The 25,201-nt window shown below is 63.5% G+C and carries 20 protein-coding genes; 11 read left to right on the top strand and 9 right to left on the bottom strand.

Going from position 1 to position 25,201, the window contains the following annotated elements:
• Positions 1-285 precede the first annotated feature (285 nt).
• A complete protein-coding gene (locus tag OYT95_RS39795) occupies positions 286-489 on the bottom strand; it encodes a cold-shock protein (protein ID WP_037227806.1) in 204 nt (67 codons plus the stop codon).
• A 357-nt stretch (positions 490-846) separates the two neighbouring features.
• On the opposite strand from OYT95_RS39795, the gene OYT95_RS39790 reads away from it, so the two are divergent.
• The 4 genes from OYT95_RS39790 to OYT95_RS39775 all read left to right on the top strand — a co-directional run bounded on the left by OYT95_RS39790 (position 847) and on the right by OYT95_RS39775 (position 4,937).
• The gene (locus OYT95_RS39790) at positions 847-1,911 is read left to right on the top strand and encodes a hypothetical protein (protein ID WP_268793277.1); all 1,065 of its coding nucleotides are present in this window, start codon (positions 847-849) and stop codon (positions 1,909-1,911) included.
• Positions 1,912-1,917: 6 nt separating this feature from the next.
• On the top strand, positions 1,918-2,904 hold the full coding sequence (locus OYT95_RS39785) for a hypothetical protein (RefSeq protein WP_268793057.1): 987 nt from the start codon (positions 1,918-1,920) through the stop codon (positions 2,902-2,904).
• Positions 2,905-2,989: 85 nt separating this feature from the next.
• On the top strand, positions 2,990-4,282 hold the full coding sequence (locus OYT95_RS39780) for an adenylosuccinate synthetase (protein WP_268793056.1): 1,293 nt from the start codon (positions 2,990-2,992) through the stop codon (positions 4,280-4,282).
• Between the two features lie 7 nt (positions 4,283-4,289).
• On the top strand, positions 4,290-4,937 hold the full coding sequence (locus OYT95_RS39775) for an NUDIX hydrolase (RefSeq protein ID WP_206016702.1): 648 nt from the start codon (positions 4,290-4,292) through the stop codon (positions 4,935-4,937).
• Between the two features lie 244 nt (positions 4,938-5,181).
• Here the strand turns inward: OYT95_RS39775 and OYT95_RS39770 are convergent, their stop codons facing one another.
• A complete protein-coding gene (locus OYT95_RS39770; RefSeq protein ID WP_268793055.1) occupies positions 5,182-5,394 on the bottom strand; it encodes a hypothetical protein in 213 nt (70 codons plus the stop codon).
• A gap of 131 nt (positions 5,395-5,525) precedes the next feature.
• Entirely contained in the window at positions 5,526-6,674 is a 1,149-nt protein-coding gene (locus OYT95_RS39765) for an RNA-guided endonuclease InsQ/TnpB family protein (protein WP_268793054.1), read from the bottom strand.
• Between the two features lie 22 nt (positions 6,675-6,696).
• Between OYT95_RS39765 and tnpA the strand changes: the two genes are divergently transcribed.
• Positions 6,697-7,143, top strand: coding sequence for an IS200/IS605 family transposase (gene tnpA / locus OYT95_RS39760; RefSeq protein WP_268793053.1), 447 nt, complete (start codon positions 6,697-6,699; stop codon positions 7,141-7,143).
• Between the two features lie 460 nt (positions 7,144-7,603).
• Here tnpA and OYT95_RS39755 read toward each other — a convergent pair whose 3' ends face one another.
• Entirely contained in the window at positions 7,604-9,451 is a 1,848-nt protein-coding gene (locus OYT95_RS39755) for an RNB domain-containing ribonuclease (RefSeq protein ID WP_268793276.1), read from the bottom strand.
• A 2,270-nt stretch (positions 9,452-11,721) separates the two neighbouring features.
• Between OYT95_RS39755 and OYT95_RS39750 the strand changes: the two genes are divergently transcribed.
• Together OYT95_RS39750 and OYT95_RS39745 are read left to right on the top strand one after the other, a co-directional pair.
• A complete protein-coding gene (locus tag OYT95_RS39750; RefSeq protein ID WP_268793052.1) occupies positions 11,722-12,366 on the top strand; it encodes a ScbR family autoregulator-binding transcription factor in 645 nt (214 codons plus the stop codon).
• 672 nt (positions 12,367-13,038) lie between these two features.
• The gene (locus tag OYT95_RS39745; protein WP_268793051.1) at positions 13,039-13,965 is read left to right on the top strand and encodes a ScbA/BarX family gamma-butyrolactone biosynthesis protein; all 927 of its coding nucleotides are present in this window, start codon (positions 13,039-13,041) and stop codon (positions 13,963-13,965) included.
• 31 nt (positions 13,966-13,996) lie between these two features.
• On the opposite strand, the gene OYT95_RS39740 is transcribed toward OYT95_RS39745, so the two are convergent.
• A complete protein-coding gene (locus tag OYT95_RS39740) occupies positions 13,997-14,644 on the bottom strand; it encodes a ScbR family autoregulator-binding transcription factor (protein WP_268793050.1) in 648 nt (215 codons plus the stop codon).
• A gap of 1,515 nt (positions 14,645-16,159) precedes the next feature.
• The gene (locus tag OYT95_RS44890; RefSeq protein WP_442972601.1) at positions 16,160-16,372 is read right to left on the bottom strand and encodes a zinc finger domain-containing protein; all 213 of its coding nucleotides are present in this window, start codon (positions 16,370-16,372) and stop codon (positions 16,160-16,162) included.
• A gap of 548 nt (positions 16,373-16,920) precedes the next feature.
• Here OYT95_RS44890 and mihF point away from each other — a divergent pair.
• A complete protein-coding gene (gene mihF, locus OYT95_RS39735) occupies positions 16,921-17,238 on the top strand; it encodes an integration host factor, actinobacterial type (RefSeq protein ID WP_005564740.1) in 318 nt (105 codons plus the stop codon).
• Between the two features lie 80 nt (positions 17,239-17,318).
• Here the strand turns inward: mihF and OYT95_RS39730 are convergent, their stop codons facing one another.
• Complete coding sequence (locus tag OYT95_RS39730) at positions 17,319-17,660, bottom strand: histone-like nucleoid-structuring protein Lsr2 (protein WP_268793049.1); 342 nt, start codon at positions 17,658-17,660, stop codon at positions 17,319-17,321.
• Between the two features lie 689 nt (positions 17,661-18,349).
• Between OYT95_RS39730 and OYT95_RS39725 the strand changes: the two genes are divergently transcribed.
• On the top strand, positions 18,350-18,856 hold the full coding sequence (locus OYT95_RS39725) for a helicase associated domain-containing protein (protein WP_081792449.1): 507 nt from the start codon (positions 18,350-18,352) through the stop codon (positions 18,854-18,856).
• A 282-nt stretch (positions 18,857-19,138) separates the two neighbouring features.
• Here the strand turns inward: OYT95_RS39725 and OYT95_RS39720 are convergent, their stop codons facing one another.
• Positions 19,139-20,248 (bottom strand): hypothetical protein, encoded by a 1,110-nt coding sequence (locus OYT95_RS39720; RefSeq protein WP_268793275.1) that lies wholly within the window; start codon positions 20,246-20,248, stop codon positions 19,139-19,141.
• Positions 20,249-20,488: 240 nt separating this feature from the next.
• Positions 20,489-21,262, bottom strand: a complete 774-nt coding sequence (locus tag OYT95_RS39715) for an integrase (protein ID WP_268793048.1) — start codon at positions 21,260-21,262, stop codon at positions 20,489-20,491.
• A gap of 2,022 nt (positions 21,263-23,284) precedes the next feature.
• Here OYT95_RS39715 and OYT95_RS39710 point away from each other — a divergent pair.
• The gene (locus tag OYT95_RS39710) at positions 23,285-24,205 is read left to right on the top strand and encodes a ParA family protein (RefSeq protein ID WP_268793047.1); all 921 of its coding nucleotides are present in this window, start codon (positions 23,285-23,287) and stop codon (positions 24,203-24,205) included.
• A 411-nt stretch (positions 24,206-24,616) separates the two neighbouring features.
• Complete coding sequence (locus tag OYT95_RS39705) at positions 24,617-24,946, top strand: hypothetical protein (RefSeq protein ID WP_268793046.1); 330 nt, start codon at positions 24,617-24,619, stop codon at positions 24,944-24,946.
• The last annotated feature ends 255 nt before the right edge of the window (positions 24,947-25,201 follow it).

Below are 25,201 nucleotides of genomic sequence, written 5' to 3'. Positions count from 1 at the left end.
ATGCCGGACACGGGCCCATAGTCCGTACCGACGACACCATGACCGCCAACGAACGAACCGTCGGGCGGGGCACTGCCCTACTCAGCTCTCATCGGCGTGGCAGAAGTACCGATGGCTCAACTCTCCACCTAAGTCCGTCGCCCCTGGTGATCCTGACCCATACCTTCAATCTGCCGGCGCAGGGGGGGTCGCGGACCCCCTTGTTGAGGGTCTACCCGCGGGACAGATCCGGCGATAAGAAAATGGGGACCGCACCCAGTGGATGCGGTCCCCGGGTTGCACTGGTTAGACAGTGCGTACGTTCGTGGCCTGCGGGCCCTTCTGGCCCTGGCCGACCTCGAACTCGACGCGCTGGTTCTCGTCGAGCGACTTGAAACCGCTGCCCGAGATTTCCGAGTAGTGCACGAAGACGTCCGGAGTTCCGTCGTCGGGTGCGATGAAACCGAAGCCCTTTTCACCGTTGAACCACTTCACAATGCCCTGAGCCATGCCGATACTCCCTAGATCTCGATCCGGACCCTCACATCGAGGTTCCGATCTCGATGACCTGATCCTGCCATCCTCGATGTAGTCGCGAAGACCGCGCACCGTATTCGCATCGACCTACGACCGGTCGTCAATGCACCATCAATGACCTGCGGTAGCGCACTGATGATGTCGCTGTCACAGGTGACCGGTCGTTCACACCGACCAGGAACGTCTGTCTCCAGGAGTGGGCGGGGATCGCGGCGACGCACTCGTGGGTTCCGCCGACATAGGTGGCGCCGATCGACATTGCTTTGCACCGATCGCAGCGGGGGATTGCAAATCCTCGTTTTAGTCTTCTAGACTAAAACCATGGAAACGATGACGGAGGCACTCGACGTCGTCGGCGCGGCAATCGTGCCGAGCGACCTGTTCGGCCCAATCACCCACGACACGGCGGCTCAGCGCGCTGCCCGTCGGCGGTTCCACCGCCTGTCGGTTCTGATCCACCCGGATCGGGTTGGCCCCGCGTACGCCGCCCGCGCGGCAGCGTCATTCACACGTGCGTCCGACCTGTACCGCCGCTGGCAGCAGGCTGCGACTACCACGGACGCGGACGCGGCCGCGGCGATCGTGTTGGACGGCAGTCGCGGCTCCTATCGACTCAAGATGCGGCATGCTCGCGGTTCGATCGCCGACCTGCACCATGCCACCGATGCCGGCGGCGCCGGCGTGGTGATCAAGGTTCCCCGCAATGTCTCCTCAAACACTCTGATCGACGCGGAACGGGCCGCACTCACTGAGATCGCAGCGTCCGCCGAGGGCGGGAATGATTGGCTGCGCATGTACTTCCCGCAACTGATCGACCACCTCACCCACGCCGACCCTGTGACCGGCGCCAGGCGGCAGGTGAACGTGCTGGATGCGCTGACCACCGGATTCGTCACCCTCGCCGAGGTCCGGGCCGTCTACCCGGACGGGCTCGATCCGCGGGATTGGGTGTGGATGCACCGGCGTCTGCTGCGGGCTCTTGCCGCCGCGCATCGCGCCGGGTGGGTGCACACCGCGGTGACCGCGGACAACGTGCTCATTCACCCTGAGCGGCATGGAGTGGTACTGGCCGGATGGTCGTTCGCCACCCGCCCAGGCACGGTTCCGCTGGCGACGATCCCCTCTCTGCGGGAGCACTATCCACCGGAAAGTTCCACCGGCGCCCCCGTAACCCCGGCCTGGGATGTGTACATGGCCCATCAGTTGATGCTGACCATGCTCGCCGACACGGCCCCGGACCGCCTGCGCGCGTTCGCATGCGGCTGCATGCAACCACAACCTGGTCTGCGACCCGACGCCGTCGATCTGCTCGACGAGTTCGACGACCTGCTCGACACGCTCTACGGGCGGCGACGCTTCCGCCCGTTCACCATGCCCACCACGAAAGGACAGTGATCCACCATGGGATACGGCAAGTGGGATGACGACACCTACACCGCGGCCAAGACGTTCCGCGCCGCCCGCGGCGTCGACGACTTCGGCTACACCAGCGCGATGTACGCACGGCCGAGAGACCAGTGGAAGGCCGATCCGACCCTGGACCCGCTGGGTGTGACCGTGCGGGAATGCCGGGATTCGGCCGGGCATCCCGAGTCGCTACCGATCGCCGTGCTCTTCGACGTCACCGGTTCGATGGGCGCGGTACCGCGGATCATGCAGGACAAGCTCGGCAAACTGCACGGACTGCTGCAGCGCAAGGGGTATGCCGACGACCCGCAGATCCTTTTCGGCGGCATCGGGGACGCCGACTCCGACCGAGTGCCCCTGCAGGTCGGTCAATTCGAGTCCGGCAACGCCATGGACGAGCAACTGCGCACCATCTTCCTCGAAGGCAACGGCGGCGGGCAGAAGTCCGAAAGCTACGAGCTGGCCGCATATTTCATGGCGCGGCACACCGCCACGGACGCGTGGGACAAACGCGGCCACAAGGGGTACCTGTTCATCATCGGCGACGAGCTGAACAAGGCCCGACTGTCGGCCCGGCACGTGCGCGCGGTGATCGGCGACGACCTCGACCGCGATGTCACCGTCGAGTCGGTGTACCGGGAACTCGAACGGCGGTGGAACGTCTACTTCGTACTGCCGAATCAATCGGCGTACTACCACGATCCCGAGATCGCGGAGCACTGGCAGAATCTGCTCGGGGAGCGGTTCCTCAAGCTGGACGACCCGGGCGCGGTGTGCGAGCTGATCGCTCTGACGGTCGGCATGGGCGAGGATCGTATCGACCTCGGTGAGGGTCTGGCGGACCTGCGTGACGTCGGATCCGCCGCCGAAGCGGACACCGTCGGTCACGCGCTCGCCGTCCTCAGTGCGGCGCGGGGCCCCGTCGCGGTGAGTCCACTGCCGATCGATCCGGCCGGCAGCGACGACGTGTCCTTCACCTGACACCCGTTCGGGAGGCGAGGCATTCGATCCCGCTTCGGGTGCGAGCCCCGCCTCCCGACCGCCCCCTTCTACGACAGGAGATCCCATGACCACGGTGTTCAGTGACCACGACATCATCGTCGTCGACCTGGGCTTCGGCGACGCCGGCAAAGGCGCCACCGTCGACTGGCTCTGCGCACCGGACGCCGGCCTCGACGTCGCAGCCGTCGTCCGGTTCAACGGCGGCGCACAGGCCGCGCACAACGTCGTCGTCGACGGTCGCCACCACACCTTTTCCCAGTTCGGGTCCGGGACCTTCTCCGGCGTTCCCACGGTGCTGTCGAAGCATGTCCTCGTCGAACCGATCGCCCTCGCCGCCGAGGCCCGCGCCCTGGCCGCGCTGGGTGTACCGAATCCGCTCCAGTTACTGCACATCGACGCCCACGCGCTACTGACCACCCCGATCCACGTCGCCGCCAACCGCGCCCGCGAGGACGCCCGCGGCGACGGCAGGCACGGCTCCTGCGGCAAGGGCATCGGCGAGACCGCCGCCTACGCCCTCGACCACCCGGACGCACCCACCGTCGGGGACTGCCACCACCCAACGGTTCTGCGCGCCAAACTCGCCGCGACGGCCAACCACTACCGTCACCTGGTCTCCCCCAGCATGCACCGATGGCCCGACCTCGACGACATGGTCACGATGTACTCCGAATTCGCCGCCGCGGTCCGGATCACCGACGACGGTGATCTCGCCGCCCTCGCAGACGGAGGGCGCCTGGTTTACGAGGGCGCACAAGGAGTGCTACTCGACGAGTGGCGCGGGTTCCACCCACACACCACCTGGTCCACCGTGGAACCGAGCAACGCGCGAACACTCTCCGCCGAGCACGGCCGCGACAGCCACATACTCGGCGTCACCCGCACCTACACCACCCGGCACGGTACAGGCCCGATGCCCACCGAGAACCCGACACTCGGTGCGGTCCTTCCCGAACTGCACAACGACACGGGCAGCTACCAGGGCACCTTCCGGATCGGGGACCTCGACGAGGTACTGATGCGGTACGCCGCAACCGTATGCGGCGGTGTGGACACTCTCGCCGTCACCCACCTCGACGCCGTCACCCGTGCCGCAGCGGCCGGCATCCCCATCCGTAGCGCACGCCGGTACCCCAGCGTCGGCGCCCTACTACCCCTCGGGCCGTGGAAGGACCTCACGCATCAACAACACCTCACCGACGTCCTGTCCGCACTCACGCCCGACACAGTCGAGTTGCCGACAAATCCAGCAGACGTCGCGGCGCACCTCGGATCGCTGGTCGGCGCACCGGTGGCGCTCACCTCCGACGGTCCCAGTCGGGCCGCTCGTCGCGTCCGAGAGCCTGCTGTCGCATGATCACCGTATGGAACAGTCATCCGTCTCCGTCGACGTGGTCGCTCTCCGGTTCGGCAATCCCGAACCCGGCTCGCTGCGCTACGGCGTCGCGCCCCGCCGCTGGGAGCCGTACACCGGGCAGACGGCCCTGCCCGGTGTCCTTCTCGGCGCCGGTGAACGCCTCGAGATGGCAGCCCGTCGCGCCGTCACCACTAAGCTCGGTATCCCGGACGACGCGATCCTGGCCGTGGGACAACTCGAGGTGTTCGACGAACCCAGTCGCGACCCGCGAGGGCCGACCCTGTCCATCGCCATGTGGGCCGTGATCACCGCCGACAACATCACCACGGACCCGGCCGCCGCGACGCAGTGGCGCGGCTTCGACGAACACGGCAACCTCGCCTTCGACCACGACCGCATCGTCGCGGCAGGACGCCGCATCCTCGCCACCAGTCTCCTCTGGCGGGACGCAACATTCACCCGGGCCCTCCTCGGCGCAGAATTTCCCGCCACCCACGCCGTCACGGTCACCTCTGCCCTCACCGGCAGCCGGCCCGATCAAGGCAATCTCAATCGCACGCTCAAGGCGATACCTGGACTCGAACGTACTGACGAGCGCGTCCGCGTGCAGGCCACCGGCCGACCGGCAGTCGTATGGCGTTGGACCACAACATAAGTGACATCCTCGTGGACACCGTGCCACTAGCGCACCGAGCGGCGCTACCGTCCCTGCTGACCTCGGTCGCTGATGCGAGAATGGACGTAGCGACGCCTGGTCGCCGCTGTTCGGGGTCACGGCTCCGTCGACACCTCATCAAATGTCACCAGGTACTGCTCGGTGCTGTTCGGGATGATCTTGGGGAAGCAGCGCCGGCTCCCCGATGCGAATGTTATCGACCACTCGTCAGTGGTGCTGCCGCCTATTCGGAGTCTGCTGCGCCGATATCGACCGTGAGGTCCCTCGTGTCGGCGAAGACCAGACGCCCGTCGTCAAGGGCGACCGCCCACCTATGGACAGGTGCCCAATCGTGGCCGCGTCCAGCGGTGTCGGTCAGTTCGGCGTAGTCCTCGACGATTACGCCTGTCGCTGCCTCCGGCTGCCTACGCACCAGCACCTGGGTGCCCACGCGCATCGCATCAGGTGACGCCGAGCCGACTTCTTCTCGCTCTCTTGACGTCCTCCCGGCCGTGAACGACCGGGATTCCTTCTGCGCCGCTGCGCGCCGCTTGGGTGGGTTCCTGTTTCATTGGGGCCCGCTTCCCTCTAGGAGGGAAGGCTGACGGCCCCTCCGCAGGCGTTTAGCCACTCCGCACGTCCTGCGGCGTGGATGTTCTTCGCGGCGTTGACGTCGCGGTCGTGAACCGCGCCGCACGCCTTGCATGCCCACTCCCGGATCGAGAGCGGTTTCGGGCCGCCCTGGACCCCACATTGGGAGCAGATCTGCGACGACGGATAGAACCGGTCCACCTTGACGCAGGTGCGCCCGTAGCGGGCGGCTTTCTCCTCCACCATGCGGGTGAACATTCCCCACCCGGCGTCGTGGACCGATTTCGCCAACCGTGTCCGCGCCAGCCCCCGGACGCACAGATCCTCGACGAACACCGCTTGGTTCTCGCGGATGATCGCCGTGGAGTGCTTGTGCGCCCAGTCCTTGCGAGCGTCGGACACTCTGACGTGGGCCTTCGCGACGCGAATACGTGCCTTGACCCGGTTGTTGCTGCCTTTCTCCTTGCGCGACAGAACTTGCTGCGCCTTGCGGAGCTTGCGTTCTGCACGGCGCAGGAACGTCGGCGAGCTGATCGTCTTGCCGTTCGACAGGACCGCGAACGTTGCCAACCCGAGGTCGATACCGACCTCCGCATCGACCGGCGGCAGAGGTTCGTCGGTGGTCTCGACCACGAACGACGCGAAGTACCGGCCCGCTGCATCCTTGATGATCGTCACCGAGGACGGTTCCGAGGGCAGATCGCGGGACCAGGCGACCTCCAACTCGCCGACCTTCGCCACGTACAGCTTCCCGTTCGGGCGAATCGAGAACCCGTTGCGGGTCAGCCGGATCGTCTGCCGATTGTCCCTGCGGGACCGGAACCGTGGCGCGCCGACCTTGCGGCCCTTCCGTTTCCCGGAGAGCGAGTCGAACCAGTTTCGGTACGCCCGCCGCGCGTCCTGACACGCCTGCACCAGCACCACCGATGCGACCTCGCCCAACCAGGCGCGCTCCGGAGTCTTCTTCGCTGCGGTGACTGCCTGCTTCTGCACGGCGGTATCCGACAGCTTCACCCCGGACGCATACGCGTCCTGGTGGATGCGCAGGCAGTCGTTGAACACCACCCGCGCACACCCGAACGACCGGGCCAGCATGTCCTGCTGACCGGGCGTCGGATAGACGCGGTACTGGTATCGCAACTGCACACCCACAGAATAACATTGGTCTATGGTTTCTGAGCCTGAATACAGACGTGGCCGCTCCGTTGTTTCTGCCCTGCACGTCCACTTGGTCTTTGTTACCAAGTATCGGCGCGGAGTCCTCACCGACGAGATGCTGACCACCTGCGAACAGGTGATGCGCAGCGTGTGCGACGACTTCGGTTCTCGGCTGGTCGAGTTCAACGGGGAGGGCGACCACGTGCACCTGCTGATCGAATACCCTCCGACCATCCAAATCTCGAAGCTGGTGAACAGCCTCAAAGGCGTCTCCGCACGCCGCCTGCGCGACCAGTACCGAGAATGGGTGAACCGGCACTCCACGAACGGACACCTCTGGTCCCCGAGCTACTTCGCCGCATCGTGTGGCGGGGCACCTATCTCGATCATCCGGCAGTACATCGAGCAGCAGCGGCGACCGCCCCGTGCTCCCGGTAGGCCGAAGTCGATGCGCTAACCCGGCCCTGAAGGACCGGGTTAGCGCGCTACGCTCCGCGGTCACTCATGGACTGCACCTTTCTTCGGCTGCCCTTCGGAGCATAAGCGTGACCTATCCGCGCCCACCAGGCGAACTCACAACCACCGGCCGATCTGTGCTCAGGCTATGTGGGTTCACAAGTGCGCCGGCCGCGTATGTGGCGAGGTGGAATGCGGCTCGCCCATGGACCGCGTTGCGGTCGGATTTCTCCGGGGCGAAGCGCGGGGTAATTCGATGTTCCGCGGGTACTCCCGATCTACGCTGCACAGCGGGTTCGATGGTCCCGGTGGCGGCCAGGCCCAACGACCAGCGCTCCCCTTTCGCTGGCCGGAGGGCCGCTCGCCGCCGAGGGATCAAGAGCTCGCCCCCGCCCGTGGCCACGGCGGCGCCCATAAAGTCGTTATCGAAACGGACACTGACCGGGTGGGTGAGCTTCGGTTTACCGGTGTGATCGGGCTGGGGACGTCTCGTCAAGTAGCGAATCGACAAGGTCCGCTGCCGCGGCGGTTCTTGCGAGGTTCTTTGTTGTCCCGCTGCCGGTTGCTGTGTGGTCGAGGTAGCGGACTTCGCAGGTGAAAACCGGCGCGTGGGCGGCGCCCTCCATTCTCACGGCCCACTGTGGGGAGGGATGGCCGTGGTGTTCGGCATGGCTGATCACCCAGGCGATCGGGTTCTTCTGCGCTCGCTCCCGCCGTCTCGATGCCTGGCCCGAGTCCGAATCCATGGGTCCGCTGCGCGCTGATGCCGGCCGCGCCCGTACCCCTGCATGCGTGGTGCTCGGGGGCACCGGCTGCGGGTCGTCCCGCAGCGGGGAGTCGACCTCCGGATGGCTCTCCCCTGCCGCGACGGCCTTCGTCAGGCCCCACGCTGCGTCCTGCTCGGCTCGCTTCTTACTGCCCGCGGTGGCCCACGGCCCACAGACCTGACCCACCCGGAATCGGGCCGCGAACACCGGTGTGTGCGAGGGCCCGCGGTGATCGCCGTCGATCTCGGGCCGGTGCAGGTCGGGATGCGCCTGCAGCCACATCGACACCACACTCGGCCCGAACTCCGGATGCGCCCGCGATGCCCAGTCGAAGACCTCGCGTCGGATCGGCGCCCAATTCTCCCCGGCTTCGAGCAACGTCACGATCGTGGTCACCGTCACGTCGTCGGTCTGCACGCGGCGGCGCAGCTCGTTGACCACGTCACCGATCGGGTCACGTGCTGTTGCGGCCGTGAGCACCTTCGCCCACCGCTTCGAGTCGAGACCTTCGAGTTCTCCGGCGGCGACGACCTGCGCGGTCACCTTTCGATCGCGTGCCTTGAAGTGCGCTGCCTTCTCTTCCCGGTCCGCGGCGATACGCCGGTTGATATCGGCGGCGAGGTTGCCGAGTTGCTCTGTCGTGTACGGGGCAGGCGCGGAGTCGAGGTGGGCGAAGATCACCCGCTGGGTGATCAGGTCGGACACCCTGCGCAGCGGCGACGTTGCGTGCGTGTACGCCGCCAGCCGGAGTCCGTGATGGCCGTGCACCGTCGGGGCGTAGGTGGCAGCACGATACGACGATTGCAGGCGCGAACGCAGCTTCTCGAACAGCACTGGATCGGTCATCGCCACCGCGACCTCCGCCGCGAGGTCCTCGGTGCTGCCCGCGGTCACCGCGCTGCGGTGATTGCGGAACAGGACCGGAAGGTCCTCTTGCACACACCACATGGCGATCGCCTCGTTGGCTGCGATCATCAACTCCTGCACGATGACATATCCCACCGTGCGCACGTCCAGGGGGATCGGCGCGATCCCCCCTTCCTCGGTGGAGCCCCAGCCGTGCGCGAGATCGTAGAGGGCGAAGACACCGGACCTGCGACGTCCCTGGAGCAGCACCTGCGCGGCGTCATTCGCGGCTCGCACGCCCTCGTGTAGCGGGTCGTCGACGGACCCGAGGATTTCGGTGATCTGCGCATGATCGACCGCGACGCACCTACCGGCCGGCACCCGCCCGCGATCGACGCTCACCCCGGACACCACCCCGTCCGCGGACAGATCTGCTAGTACCCGCAGCGTGGACCTCTCCGCTGTCTCGGTCAATGTCGCCGCCTGCTCGGTGTCGCGGCCAAGCATCGGCACCGTCCGACGGGACAGATACTTCGATTCACGGCGCAGGAATGCCGTCGCATCGGCGTCGGAACCTAGGGCCACGACGTCCGCGACCCCGGCGATGTGCACCTCCAGCTTCCAACCTGAACCGTCGGCGAGCTCGGTCACCGCGAACGCATCATCGCGATCGAGGGCCTCGGACCGATCCACCATCAACAACGGCACACCACTATTGGACACTGCGCCTCCTCAACCAGAAATCGGCAGCGACACTGCACCAGAAACCATCAGTACCAGCGACGGACATCAGTGTCGATCACTTCTTCCCTTCGACACGCCCACCGATCCGGCGGACTTGCGGCTACGCCGCCAACGCCCTGTTGAGGCAGCTTCGTCCCTGCCCACCCTGGTGTCCCCCACGCCCCTGGTGCCGGTCTCTTGCCCCTGAGCACCCGTTACTTCCGAATCTGACGACCACCGAAACGGGGGCCGCGCTGTACGGGAGCGTCTCCAGCGTGCACGAACACGCCCGACCAGCACGAACAAGACGACCACCTCGCTCAAAGCGTAGATCTGGTCTAACACCCGGGCCGACAACCTAACGCGAGGCGCGCCGTGTATTCGGTGAGAGTTCACATTTGCCCTACCTGCCAGTGGACCTGCGCGGCTTGGGTACACCAATACGCCACCCCGTCACCAACTCCTCCGCCCGCCCTGCCGCTGGCCCCCACGGATGGAAAATGCTGTCGCTGAATCGAAGTCGGTCATGACTGGTTTATGGACGGATCCTACGATTGTGCCCGAACCGAGAGCCGCAGTGGCATATTTCTGAGTATGCCCAGGTACCTGGTAACGCTCGATGATGGAACATCGAGCGAGAAGACATTCGAATCAGACTTTCACGCGATTAACGAGACGCACCGGCCCCATCCACCCCGGCGCGGCATCGCCCAGATCGACCGCTACGACAAGGTCGGAACGCTGGTCCCGGTGTGGCCAGCCTCCACAACCAAGTCCAGCTGACCGCGGTGCATAGCGCGCAAGCCCGGTCCTTCAGGGCCGGGTTAGCGCATCGACTTCGGCCTGCCGGGAGCGCGGGGCGGTCGCCGCTGCTGCTCGATGTACTGCCGGATGATCGAGATGGGTGCCCCGCCGCACGATGCGGCGTCGCGTCGGTACGCAGTGTCGCAACGACAGCCAAACCCTGCTCCGTGCGGGCAAGCTCGAAAGTGTTCTGAAGTGTAATCACCGGTTGGCCTCCGATTCCGTACCGTCGGCGGCTTGACTCTGGCCCCGGTGTGCGGGTCGAGTTTCGAGTCGCTCTTCTGCCCAGTATGAGCCATCCGCTGCGACCAAAGACGCCGAAATTTGGAGAGGCCCCGAGCGCGGACCCGACAATCTCGCTGTCCACCACCCGTTGGCGAACAACGAAACGAAAGAGCCACCGGCGCTGAGAATCCAAGACCAGCAGCTTCGCGAAGGTTCTGCTCGAGGACGACGAAGGCCAGCCCAGCCCCTCGGTAACCGATGCCACAAGGACCCGTACCAGTCGTCAATTCCTTATCCGATGATAGCGAATCTCAAAGGAATCCATGGACACGGCCAGACACCGCACACAGGCGGCTCCTGCAGCCATTTCCGACCTGATCGCCGGTCGGCTTGCCGCGACGCGCCTGGGTCTATCCGACCTGCATTCAGTCGAAGTAGGCGGTAGGACTGTCGAACTTCCGTACGCCGTCGCAGGGCCACGGCGTCATCGGGTCATGGTCGGCAAGGCATAAGGCGCCCCACCGTCCGCCCTCGGGTTGGTGATCGGCCATGAGCGTCCTCTGCACCCTTACGTACGCTGCAACCTCGGGCAGGTGACGCCTCGTGCTCTCGTAGTTGGTCAGCCGCGACTCAATCGAGCGGTTCAGCTGGGCAACCCGGTGGTCGGACTTCGGCATATCAATTCCTCTAGTCGCGTCGAGAGTGAAAGCCTCTGGATCACCCGCCACCCCATTTCGGGCGACGGGCATCACCCGTGCGGACTGTTCCGCTACGTCGAGGATGTTCATTACAAATGCCGGTGCACTGATGCAAGTTCGCCCATCCGCCGGCGCGGACAGTAGCTTCCCAGTGATGGCATCGATTCAGGGCAGTCGGACTACCAAGAATTGGAGAACCCCGCCAGCCACTGGGGGTTTGGCTGGCGGGGTCAAATACACCCGCCCACGTCGCGTGGACAGTAGGCATGTGCCGGTTAATCGTATGACAGCGGTCACCAGTAGTCAGAAAGTGTGACGCAGTCGATGGCCGTCAATTTGGTCGCCAGTCCGCGACACAGACATCCTCCCCAAGGAACGTCCGCGGCGACCGTAGGAGACTCCGGCTTTTCCAGGGACTCCATGCGCAGCAAAACAGGACATTCGTCCAAGTTCTCAAAACTAATACCGACCTGTAGGTTTTGATACGACCCAGCATCGGCAGCAGAAGGGGGCGCCTTGCAGAAGCGCGCTATCGCTACGCGGCAGGCTGTGCTGGTCGCCGCGGCTGAGGCGTTCAACCGAATGGGTTACGTGAACGCAGGCCTACAAGAGATCATCTCCGAATCCGGGGTGACGAAGGGTTCGCTGTACTTCCACTTCAGCTCGAAAGACCAGTTGGCACGGGCGGTCATCGACGAAGGCTGCGCACGCCTCGATGCGGCATGCTCTCAACAATTCGACTCCCGCACACCAGCACTGGAAGCGTTGATCGGAATCTCGTACGTGATGATCGATCCGTCCAACAATGACAACCTGATGCTGGCCGCATTCCGCCTGCTCAATGAGATGGGCGACTTCCGGGGCACAGGGCACGTGGTCTTCGATCAATGGACCTCGACCTACCAGGCACTGGCGGCAAGGGCAGTCGAAGAAGGCGACTTCCGCGCTGACACAAATCCGGACGAGGCCGGCCGCCTGCTGCTCGAGATAACGTTCGGTACGCGCCTACTGGCGGTCGCAACCGACACGCTGAGGGAACTGCCTGAGCGTATGACCACCGCATGGAAGGTCTTCCTGCCCGGGCTAGTCGACGACGCGAAAGTCGACTACTTCTCCCAGTTCGCCGCTCGCCGACTGTCCTCGTACCTCGTACCCTCCTAGCGTGTCGCCTCTCCCGGCGCGGACCGGAACCTTACCTCCGACTCCGTTGAACGAATCGACAGTGCCGGACATACCCACGGATGCCACATTAAAATCGTCGCTGCGAGCGTCTACTTTTCGAGTGGGGATGAAGCGGCCCACTGAGGCCCGCCAGCGCTGGCGGCAATTAGCATCACCTCGATCGAGACACATGAACACCACGCCGCGTCGCATCCGGTCACCGGACGTTTGAGCGTTCGAAGTGGTGCAGCACATCGAGAGCCCACCTAACGTCCACGCCTGTGCATGCCCGACGCCACATTTCCTACCAACGCCCTGGCACCGAGCCGGACTCGAGTACAGGAAGTAGAAGCGACCCGACCTCAGGTCCCCCTCGGCCGGGCCCCATCAGCTGTGAAACAAGGGCCGCGGCGCAATCCCCGCCGTCCAGCACTCTGGCCACGATGAGCGACATAGCTCTCAATGAACACCGCAGCACGACGCCCTGTTCGCGTGCGAGCGACACGCACCCTTCGCCGCCCCAATTGTCCGCTGTGTGCGCCCCACGCCCCGGGCGCCAGCTTTCCGTCGCACCCGCCTCGCCAAGGCACCCGACTGGTCACTTGTCCGGGTCCCAGTTCTATAGTTCGGCAACCGGCACATACGACCGGTCGGTTTTCTGTGGAGGGATTCGTGACGCGAGCAGGCCAACCGCTACTCGAGGCAATTCCTGCCCTGTCCTTCGAACGGTCGATTGCCCGCCGATACGTGCATCGGCAGGCGATCGCCGAGGTCTTCCTCACCGATTGCGCCGAACTGTCTCAGCCGAATCACTTCGTCATCGCGGCGCAGTGGCCGCGCCTGCACGGCTTCTACCGCACGAGGGGCGGCCTGTACGACCCGATGTTGATGACGGAAACACTGCGCCAAGCAGCGATCTACCTTGCCCACGTGCGATACAGGGTACCGCTGAGCGGACGATTCGTGATGCAGGACATTCACGTTCGTGCGCAACTCGATGCTTTGGAGGTCGGGCCGGCGGCCGCAGACGTGACAGCGATCGTCACGCTCTCTGATCTGGTGCACCGCGGTGACGTACTGTCGAGCCTCCGCATCGACCTGCGGTTCTGGCTGGCAGGTCGGGAGATCGGGTCGGCATCCGGTGTCGCGGTAGTACTCCCGCCGTCCGCCTACACGAGGGCCCGGTGGGGCGCCGCAGGCCCGCGTACCCCCGGCCCGGCGAGGTTCGGCCGGGCCATTGCACCATCTTTGGTGGGCCACGTCGAAGACCAGCACGTGGTGATCGGCCGACAGACTGCGCGCGACGAGTGGGAGGTGCGCGCCGATGTGACACATCCGGTGTTGTTCGACCATCCGCTCGACCATCTCCCCGGGATGCTGCTCCTCGAGGTGCTGCGCCAGAGCACGTTCGCTACGTTCGATGTTCCAGACGCGCATCTGGAGTCGATCGACGCGGTGTTCCATCGATTCGCCGAGCTTGACCAGCGCACCACCGTCCGGGTCGGGACGCTCGACGAAGGTCCATTGGCGGCCCGCGCGGTGATCAGGCAGGGTGGTGTCGACGTCACCACGGGAACCATAAGACTGGCTCGTCGCTGAGCGTCCCGATCCACTAACGCCGGTGTTGGAGCTAGTTTCGCTGGGCACCTTCGCTGCGGGCCTTGCGGATTCGGCCGATGTTAGGGTGTCGATGTGCGGGCATGATTCCGGGTAGCAGAAACATCCACATGTCGTCGACGCGGTGTTCGAGGTCCGTGCGCTGCGTCAACACCTGGGAGACGGTCTGGACACCGGTGAAGGCACCGATCACGAACCGGGCGAAGCGGGGCGGATCGATGTCCGGCTCGAGGTCACCCTCCTCCACGGCGCGCCGCGCCAGGTGCTCGCAGGTGTTGATCCAGTCAAGGTAGGGGTCGGCGGGACCTTGGTCGTCGGCACTGAGTTCGAGGGTGATCCGAATGCCGGCCCGCACGATCGGGTCGTGCACGATTTGCCGGGCCATCTCGTGGCAGAGCATGACAATTTGCTCGATCGCTGACGCCTGTTCGCGGCCGATCGCCTCCACCGAAGCGATTGAGGTCGCGTGCTGCTCGGCGATAATGCAGCGCGCCAGTTCTTCCTTCGACTTGAAATGAAAGTACAGCGCCCCCTTGGTGAGGCCGGTGTTCTCGAGGATGGTTCCGAGGCTGGCTCCGACAAAGCCTTGCTTTTCGAACAGCTCGGCCGCTCCGAGAACGATTTGTGCCCTTGTCGCTACAGCCCGCGCTTGTTGTGCCACTGACACCCTCTCCTGCTCCGTGAAGCGAGAAACCCGATAGACGAAAGTACATGCCGCATTTAGCAGCACGAACGCTACCCGTGCACCGCGAGGTAGTTGACCGTCGTACGACCGGACGCCCCCTTGCGCTGTCCCCATGTGTTCTCGCTGCTACATCCATCGTCGCCGCAGACTTACGACAGACCGTGGAGAACTCCACAAAGAAAACCAATCGGACGGTTTTGCTGTTACAGTTCGATCGTCGCGTTGGCCACGCGGCAAGGGAAACCGGGGAGACCGGCGGGCTGGGCGCAGAAGTCACTCTCATGAGGGGTGGGAGGAGCCACTGCGCCCAGCCACAGTCGTCCACGTCAGACCACCGGGGGCGTGACTCCCTCCCCCACACACGTCCCCTCAGACGCCGACGGCCAACTCCGGAAACGGAGTTGGCCATTCGGCATTTCAGTAGTTGTTCTCGGCAGTTGTGATACCACTCCGATCGACGGCGATTCCGCACCGCGACGATCCCGCCCGGGTAGAACACCAAGTTGATCCGACCGTGCGCGCACCATGTGCAGCAGCCTGGCCGGGACTGGGCTCGATACAGAGGTCAAACGGATACCTATCTTCCGTCGTTCCCCAGCCCTCGACGTCCTCGCGATTCAGAACATTAAGGAAGAGCGCATCACCATCTCCGGATAGCTCCGATCGACTTACACGCCGACCGTTCCGTATTTGTCCAACAGCGTGTTGGACAAATACGTCGGGCCAGACACACCAGCATTTCATCACAGTTCTGCACCCTGAGTTACGTGGCATCGTCGCGTAATGAGCGACTTTCCTTCAAGTCGGTGAGGGTCTCGCCCACGGCGGACGCGAGTTCATCGTCGGTCGGAAAAAGCTCGCGGACCGGCGCGGGCAGAGTGTTCCCGGCGTCCTGCACGCGTGGGTGCGCACCTCCCGCGGTTCCTGGCTCCGCCGCCCGCACCTTCACCATTCCCACGGCCACAATCTCGGCGCTCTGGAGGTGACCCAGCGGTGCCCCGCCACCGCCGTATCGCCGCGCGTGGCCGGACCGACCAACAGATGATTCCGTTGCGTTCACTCAGGTCCGACACCTTTCGTCTCCGCCGAATCATGCCCCACCGGTCGGCAGCACTAATCGATGCCTTCCGGCTGACCCCTCTGCCTCCCCGGACATCCTTTTCGCACTCCCCCACCGCGCTCACCAGCGACAATCCCCCGTGCCACATTCGGTCCTCGCCAGGCAGGGAGTGACGGTCGGTCCACACCGCAGGCCATGATCAACTTCACGCCACGGCCTGCGTGCAGTGCACCTATACCGAGGCATCACGAATTTGTGGCCACTTCCGACCGCCTCATCAAGGTGGGAGGTCCGCACTAGGCCAACCGTAAGGCGAAGCAGCGTTGTAGGCCTGCCGCGGCAAGTGGCGAAGGATCCTCTGCACCAGCAGGGATTAGACACTTCTGAGGTTCGTCCCCGACAATCTCCGCGTGGGAGTCGATGGCGCACCTTTACTCGTCGCGGGGGCTCCCCTGCGCGTCGTCATCGCGCTCGAAATCCGATCGGTGATCTGGAAGTTTCTCCGTGTCAGGCCATTTAGCGAGTTTAACGCGATGTAAGCATGGGATTTTCCGCACGTACCCATCCTTGGTGACACACCGTTCACCAATCCCTACACGACAGTGCGGACAGGGAATATGAGCAACGAACTCGAACGGATCCATCACTCACCTCCACCGACTGTGACCTCGTGATACGACTATGACTGACCATGGCGAATCATGCCGCACCGACGCGTACGCCACCACCGAACACCATTTGCGCAATCGATCCGGCGCGCACCTCGAAACTGAGGAACCTTTCGCCGACCCCTACTTCGCCGGCACGCAAAGGGGAAGCACGCCACCCCGGCTCACGCTCCTCGAATTATTGAGTCAGCGGCTTCATGACGATGATCCTCATGGAAGCGCCTCCCAAATCCGCAGCGTTCATCTCCACCGCAACAGCTCCCACCCGAAGCAGGGACACGATCGGCGATCATTGATCACCCAGATGAAAGGATGGCTTGCTCTGAATCGACAACGCTCATCGCTAGCGAGACACCCAGACGACGTATTATTCAGGCACACTGTCGGACACATCCTCAGTCGTAAGAACAGCCATCCGGAGGTCGGTCCCAACCGATCAGCATGCGGACATGTCCGTTCCACCTGGCACGATGGCGAGGGACAGCCAGACGATCTGTCCGAACAACGCAACAAGGAGCACCATCATGGCACTGCCTGTCTTAACACCGGAACAACGCGCCGAGGCACTGGCGAAGGCCGCGGAAGCCCGCAAAGCGCGTAGCGAACTCCTCTCCGCAGTGAAGGCTGGAGACCTCAGCGTCGAAGCGGTGCTCACCAAGGCCGAAACGGACGAGATCGTGAAGAAGACGAAGGTCTCGGCACTGCTCAAGGCGCTCCCCGGCGTCGGATCAGTGAAGGCCGCGAAACTCCTCGAGGAACTGTCGATCGCCGAGACCCGTCGTATCGGCGGACTCGGAGCCAACCAGCGCCAGGCACTGATCGAAGCGTCGTCCGCTTCCTGACCTTCGAACTGCCACAGCCTCCGGCCAACTCGAAATGAGCTGGCTGGAGGCTGTTTTTCGACTCGCGCGAAAGCGTGGACTCAGTGAGCTGCGCTGTACGCTTGCTCGATCTGGGCGGGGATACGTCCGCGCGGGGACAGCTCATAGCCCTCGGTGGTCGCCCATTCCCGGATTTCCTTTGCTCGCGTGCGCACCTGCGACGGCCCCGTCGCAGGAGTCGACCGACGCTTCCGACCGCCGACTCGAGTTGCGTGCTCGATGTAGTAGGTGAGGGTGCTGTGGAATTCCTTGGCGTTCTTATCCTTAAGGTCGATCTCGTAGTCGACACCGTCGATAGAGAACGCGATCGTCTCCCCTTTACCGTTCTTGATCGGAGTTCCGTCGATGTCGTCGATACGTTCGACAACAATTTTGCGCGCCACTGTTCCCACTCCTTCGTCGTCGATAACCTGGGGAACACTACTGCGAAGTAATGTTCGCCTGCCACTCCGTGACAGGTTTTCGAACAGGACAGTGCTGATTCCAGCGTTGAGTAGGGACCGATCAGTGCTGACTCGTCCCACCCGGGCGCGGCCCTCCGGCGTAGATCCCGGCTCACGACGAACACTCGTCTCACTGGAACCACTAGAAATCTAACCCGCGTCCCGTCGACTGCCAGGCCTCTCCTGGGTGGAGGTTCACGGGCATTCCGTTACATCTGCAACACAACGACTCACCGCTAGCTGGTACCCCTGGACCTTCGCGGCCTGAACACCCAGCGCGACAATCAATCCCCATTGGCCAGAAATCATTCTGTTGGCGGACTCGGAGCTTCGGAATCTACGAGGAGTACCACCGTGCGGCCATCGCGCAGGTCCCTCGGATCTCCACACAGTCACCAGGAGCCCGAACAAGGGGATCGAGACAATTCCAGTTTGTGCTGAAGTGAATGAAGAAAATGTCGACGCCCCTCGCCGAAGACGATTGCGAATAGGACACGATCGAGCAGTCCGAGGTGGACAGATACCCGGCGCCAGTCGGCGGTCGCTTCACCTCGATCCGGGTGATTTCCATGACACGCGGCCAATGTGGTTGACATCGTTGAAGAAGAAGCTATGTACTTTAAAAATATATGGATTCCACAGAAGGACTGATCTCGATGCGTACTCACCGGTCCGCAGCCTCGGCGATGGAGCTGTACTCAGAATTCCGGCAACAACATCCTCACACAGCAATACCCGAGAACTACGTAACTGAATGTGGCTTCCAACTCGGTCGCTGGCAGTACCGGCAGCGCGTCGCGCGAATGCTCGGCACCCTTCCGGCAGAGCGCATTCACCAACTCGATTCAATCGGCTTCGTATGGAGCGAAGACAATTCCCCACTACCCGCGGTCACCCGCACCGACAGCAAGCGACGTCGGATGCTGGCCGAGATCGCTGCTTACCGGGAGCAGCACGGCAATGCACTCGTTCCCGCGAACTATGTCAACTCTGAAGGTGAGCAGGTAGGTCAGTGGCTCTACCGGGCAGTGAAGAAGTGGAGAGCAGACGCGCTACCAGACGAAGAGCGTGGCCCACTCGCAGCACTTGGAGTTTCTCCTGGTCCCCGTCCACGCGGACCAAGAACCGCAGCGTGAAAACCGATCCCGACCAACAGACCCTCCGCCTGAGCGATGGAGAGTGGCCTCCGCGTCTTTGATGAATGGCCCATTGCGGAGGTCTTCGGAAGTCCGGGGTCGGAATCGTCGTAGCCATCCGTCGGCGCAGTCGGTGGGACGTACCCACGCTCGCAATACGTACGACCGTATTACACGGCGTAAGTCCTCACCCACACTCATTCCTCTCGGCGGAGGACACAGTTCCTCGTTCTCTCACTGGGACAGGGTCTTGTTCATTCCCGGTGGTCACACCGGCTGTGACTACGCCATGCCCATCTGAGCGAGCAGTTCCTCAGTGCGACTTAGGATCGCGTCAGCCTTCCGATCGATATCCTCGAACGCCTCGGCGAGATCTCCCAATGCCCGGACATCCGCATACTTCCGAGCGATAGCCGCCTCATACTGCTCGGTGAGCGTTTCCTGGCCGAGCGATGTGCAGTCCACCCCGCTCTCGGAGCCGTCGACCCAAGGTGAGGACACCTCCTCTTCCACCTCGACGTCGGCAGATCGCCTATCCGTCGGATTCGAGCGGGTATGACTCGCCGAGGCTGCTCCCGTCAGATGGGCAGTAACGATCGCCGTGACCGACTTGCCGGACACCCCTCGTCGATCGCGTCGGAGTGCGGCGAAATGTCCCCACTGATCGAAGCTCGGCAGCAGGGGCCCGTCTTGGCCATCACGCAGACCCGGCAGCTTCCCGTAGGTCTCCACCGCGCTATCGGCAACCTCGTGAGCACTGGCAAGACTTCGTGCGAGCACTCGGTTCGAGGGGTAGCGATCGAAGAACGCCTGAAGGCGTGCCCATCTCAGGTAGATCGCGACGGGGCAGCACTGAGGGTTGTCCGCTAGTGGGTGCAACTCCACAGCGTGTCCGGCGCCGACGGTCACGACACTCCCGTCATATGTGACGTCGCTCCGTTGAAGGTTCCCCACCGCGGTTGCGGATATCCCGACAATGCAGTTGAGAACCAGGATGAGCGCATCTCGTCGGCCAAACAGTCCTTGTGGCCAACCGACAGTTGGCAGCGTCAACAGCGCCCCGTGTGCGGTGCGAGAGAGATCGTCGCGTTTGCCTGCACGTGCTGACACAACTTGGCGGATCACTCGAGCAGACCCAGGCGCGGGGTACCCGCTGGCGTTGTGCACCCAATTGATCGCTGCGACACGCCGTCGTTGGGTGGACTGAGCCGCCGGGTGCTCGTCAAGGAAGCTCGCGAGGGCAAGGGGATCAGCGGGGAGCGCCGACGCCGCGAGCGCTGTACACCAATCAGCGAAGAGAGCCCAGTCGTGTCGGTACTGTGCGCCCTGACCCCGCCGGGGGAACAGCGTGGAAACATCCTGCACGCCTTTGATTTCCGTCTGCGCGACCATCACAGTACGAGGCTATGCAATACGATGCCGCCGATCACGTACCCGCGCCATGTGTCGCCCAGAGAGTTCTCTTCCGAGCCGGCGAAGCGCCCCCTCCGCACGTTCGGCATCGTCCCCGGGCCAGCCGCGCAACGAACGACTAACTGCAACCGGAGTTCACCAAAGCCCCGCCCTCTGTCACCGTCACTCCCAATAGCGTGATCGGGCCCGGCGCCCAACTGTTCTTACACTCTCGCGACACTAGCCCGTACCGCGCAAACATCGGTCACGCTGCGAGTCGTTGTCCAGGCGGTCTGCAGCGGCACCGGCGCGCAACGACTCTCCCCCGACCCGTTCGACAAACTCGTGGGTATGGCCTGCAAGGGCTGCGCGCCGCCGAATCGCGGCGTGGATTGCGGCGCCCGAGAGCGCGACCGAGTTGATGTTGCCGTTCGCGCGGATGGCACGGAATACCGGCAACGCCGGGTCATCGAAGGCCGGTGCTTCGGAAAGGCAGACGTGGCCTTCGAACTCCTCGTGCTGGTGGAGCAGCCGAATCACACCGGGACGACCGAAGCCGTCGACAGCCGAAACCACCTCGAGCCAGCGCCGGTAGGCGCATGGAGCGCACATCGTGTGATCCCGCGATGACTGGACATGCGCGATCGAGCCCTCGACCGGACCCTCATGCGGCCCTGGACGCTGGAGGAGTAGATCGCCGTCGCGGCACTGGGCCACATCGGCAATGGTGAGCACTGACAGCTCGCAGCGCCGAAGTGCCCCGGCGAACCCCACTAACAATAGTGCGCTGTCGCGGCGCTCCCGCGCACGCTTGGCCCACGTCGTCGCGTCGCGACGACTCGCGCCGACAATTCCTTCGAGCTCGCCGATACGGAGCGGGTGTGCCCGCTTTGTCGGGCGGTCACCGTTCTGCTTGTACGCTCTTCGCGCGTTCGCGAGCGCATCTTTGACACACGCCGACCGACCGGGCAGGGGCAATCCAGATGCGCGGTGCCAATAGTTGATGGACGCCACCCACCGACTCAATGTCGCAATGGAGTACATCCGATCGCCGACCTCTGACCGCGTCTCCGCGCTCTCACGCACATAGTCAGCGACAGCACGAGGATCGGCGGGCATCAATGAAACTTCACGGGGCGCACACCAACTCGCGAACCTAACCCAGTCCTGCCGGTAGTTTCGCGCGGTGCTGGCAGATTGCAGTCGGTCGAGTTCGGCGCCGAGTAGACCGTCAACACCCGGCAACGAACCCGTCGCGTCGCCGCCCGACGGAGCGGTAGGCATTGCCCCCACGGACCTCGGGATTGTAGGGCACCACACTTCGTGATTGCTCACGTGCACATCATTCCAGGCGTATGCGTCGATTTCGTGGATCCGCTATCCTGCGTCGCGATGGCACTGCCGCGGTCACGGAGATCGCCGTTGCCAGATGCGCGGTGATGCACGGTGCATCACCGCGATCGTGACTGAGTCGGACACCGCTCCCCCACCGACACCCGACCGCCCCCGATTCTCACTCCGACAATGGAGACAACCGTGGGTCACTCCTCGCAAGGAGTCGATCGCAACTTCCATTGCTGCCGTGGTGCCTATACTCTGATGATGGGCCCTGACCTGCCGACTCTTCCTCACCTGAAGATCTGAGCGTCTTTTAGCGTGGGTCGAATAACAGATTGCGGAAGTGACTCGCGGTGGTTCCTTTTCTCCGCCGTTCTCGCACGGTACTTGTCGCTCACTGAGGGCCTGACGGGCGTAGAACCCGCTGCAGCACACCACACACCGAAACGTTTTGACCAGGCGGTTTGTTGCCATCAGAGGTAGTGGCTGCGGTCAGCACGACTTGTGCGAGGGTTCCCGATTTGCCGGCATCACGTGGTCACCGGCTGGATGCGCTACTGCACCGATGCCTTGCCCACGTCGATTATGACGTGGCGAGTTCCCTGAGACGATCTTTTGGCTCGGTGCATCGAGACCGCTAGAAGTCGCCCGTTCGGCCTCGACTGGAAGGTCAGTGTTCTCGAATGCTGCAGAACCGCCCCCTTCCCGTGTTACGTCAAGTGACGGAACACGGGAAGGGGGCGGTGTAGGCGGACATGATGCTGGTCGGTTCTAAGCGTCACTCCAAACATGAGAGCGGATTCCATCCCCTTTTCTCTGGTCGGCATGCATCGTCCGTCGTCCATCAACAGCAGAACAGAATAGGTCATCAATACGACCAGGCATATGGCCTTAGATATGGCCTTACGCAAGGTGATCGTGGAAGCTATTCCAGGAGTCGAGTATGGATGCCAATCGCGCGCCGCTCGCGCGCACGGTGGCGCACCGAGAAACGTCCCGGCCGGCACACAACCCCTCCCCCAGACCCGAGTCTGCAGCAGACGCACGCAATTTCACCCATCTGAACAGGGAGTTTGACGGCTCCACACTGTCCAGACGCGTCAGGCCACCATTGCCTGCCGTCCGGAAGACCAGATACCCACTACGCCACTACATGACACCGAGCGACTCAACGTAAACAAGAACACACTCTGCAGAGCGGGCAGAGTCCACTCCCCCACCGCGCAGACTCACCCAGTAGAGGACGCAGAACTGGAACACCTGCTACGTTCACGGCGCCACGTTGGATGTCCAAATTGCGGTCTGACCTGCTTGTATGTCTACGGCAGTAAATATGGCCTTAGCTACGTCCTTATCCATCACCGTAAACATCACCGGTAACCGGATCATCTCAGTGCCCTAGTTAACGACCTGTGTAATCACCATCTCAACCACCTTGGCCACGCCCTGACAAACCACCTTCGAACAGGCCTTGTGCACGATCATCGTGCCGGTCTCTTACACGACGGTCTCTAAGACCCGTTAAAACAACAGTGCATACGGCCATGAACAAGACCTGTTGCACAACCTTTCCCACGACTCCTAATCAGACCTGGTTAAAGGCCCTATTAACGGCGACACCCATGACTTCTTGCACGCCCATAGGCAAGGGCGTGTCGTTGGCCATCTAGCTGACCAGCCAGCCGTACCCTGCTAGGCATGTCACCAACGCAGCCCCCGCGCAGTGTGCTCATCGCCAATCAAAAGGGCGGTGTCGGCAAGAGCTCGATCGTCGCAGCTGTGGCCGGCATGGTCTCAGCGGCCGGACGCCGGGTACTCGTCGTAGACGCTGACCAGCAGGCAAATGTCACATCCTCGGATCTTGGAGTCGAGGGAGACCGCGGGAAGGGCCTCAGCATGGCCCTTCAGTACGCGCATCCCCTCGAACCCACCCGAGAGGTCCGACCCAACCTCGATCTCATCCCCGGGGGACCAGCACTCGCGGTCATCGGCGCGATCGCGGCCACCGCAGCCCAATCAGGTATGGATCTGCGCGGCAATCTCGTATCCACCCTCACCGAATTGCAGTCAGTCGAACACTACGACCTGATTCTGATCGACTCGGGCCCCGGAGACGCCCCGCTACTTGATGCGCTGCTGGGTACAGCGCGGTACCTCCTCGTACCGACAAAGGACGACGACGCAAGCCTGTCGGGAGTGGAGCTCCTCGCAGCCCGCTACCTTCGAGCACGTGAGAACGGTTCCCTCATCCAACTTCTCGGCGTCGTTCTCTTTGATGCGAACCCACGCGCGACAGCGCGGAACCGTGAGGTGTTCGAGCAGGTTGAGGACCTGCTCGAAGGTAGCGGCGCTGCGCCGTTCGAGACCTTTATTCGGTCCGATCGTGCAGCCGCCGTTGATCTCCGGATCCGTCACCTGACCCCCGCAGAACTGGTCACCGCCGCGGAGGATCAGCTGAAGAATCGGATCCAGCGGCTGCGCGACAAGAAGCGCCTCGGTGAGCGATTGTGGTCCCGAGACCCATCCGGTCTTGCGAGTGACTACCAATCGCTTACCCGAGAAGTTCTCAGCCGGTTGGCGTCGGCGGAGAAGAACGAAGTTTCCGGGGGAGTGGCGTGAGTGCACGACGCCGGAAGGCCGCATTCGATCCCGGAGCTCTTGGCGATCTCGACGACTTGCTCCCCACCCTGAGCATTGTCGCCGAAACGGTCGACGAGACGCCTGCCCCGCAATCCGCGCCCTCACCGGACGACCCAGAAGATGAGGCAGTTCAGACGGTACCGGAACCGTCACCCGTAGCGTCGCCCGATCCTCCCGAGTCGGACGACGCGTCACCGGAATTGGGGAACGCTGAACCTGAAGCCCCCCAACCGCAGTCTGAGGCTTCGAAGGCGGTCGTCGCGCCCCGCCGGAAGCCCAAACCACGCAGCGACAGCAGCCTTGCGCCGGCCCGGACCGCCCCTCCTGAGGTCTATCTTCCCCCGGCGGTGTACACAGCACTACGCCAACTCACGCTCGAGGAAAGACAACGTGACCGCGCAACGGCGCGTCCATACGGGCAAGTGGTTCTCGATGCCGTTGAGACGCATGCAGGCGAACTTCAACACCACTGGAGCACCTCAGAACCTCACTCAAGCGCTGGACTATTCAAGCGGCGTGAAGCCGGTGCGCAACCGCGCCGCCGACGACACAGCGAGATTCAGGCTCGCGTTCCTCTTGCCGGGATCATCGCCTCCGATACGGCAACACTCGACGCTCTCGTTGAAGAGTGGTCCGCGGGCAGCCGAAGCGCGCTGGTCGAACACGCGCTCCGCCTGTATCTGGATGTCAGACCAGACTGAGACCGACAACAGCGCCTGAACACGCGCGAGTCGATGACCGGAACGGGGCGAGGGGAACCGGGGGAGGGGAGGAGGAGTCCAGTCGTGAAGACCATGGAGAGCGGACCTGTGCACGGCGCCCCTGAGCCTCGCTCTCAACGTAGCGGCGGTGGTATCCCAAGCCCATCGGACCACACAGCCGACAGGACTCCCCGTGAGAAGGTCGGCGCTGCGCACCCCTGCCCCGATATGGTGACGCAGTGGCCGAAACAAGGTACTCCCGAGACACGATCGT

The sequence above is a fragment of the Rhodococcus sp. JS3073 genome (assembly GCF_026810085.1).
Classification (GTDB): domain Bacteria; phylum Actinomycetota; class Actinomycetes; order Mycobacteriales; family Mycobacteriaceae; genus Rhodococcus_F; species Rhodococcus_F wratislaviensis.
The sequence above is the reverse complement of the archived record's forward strand: the minus strand, read 5'-3'. Positions and strand labels throughout refer to the sequence as shown.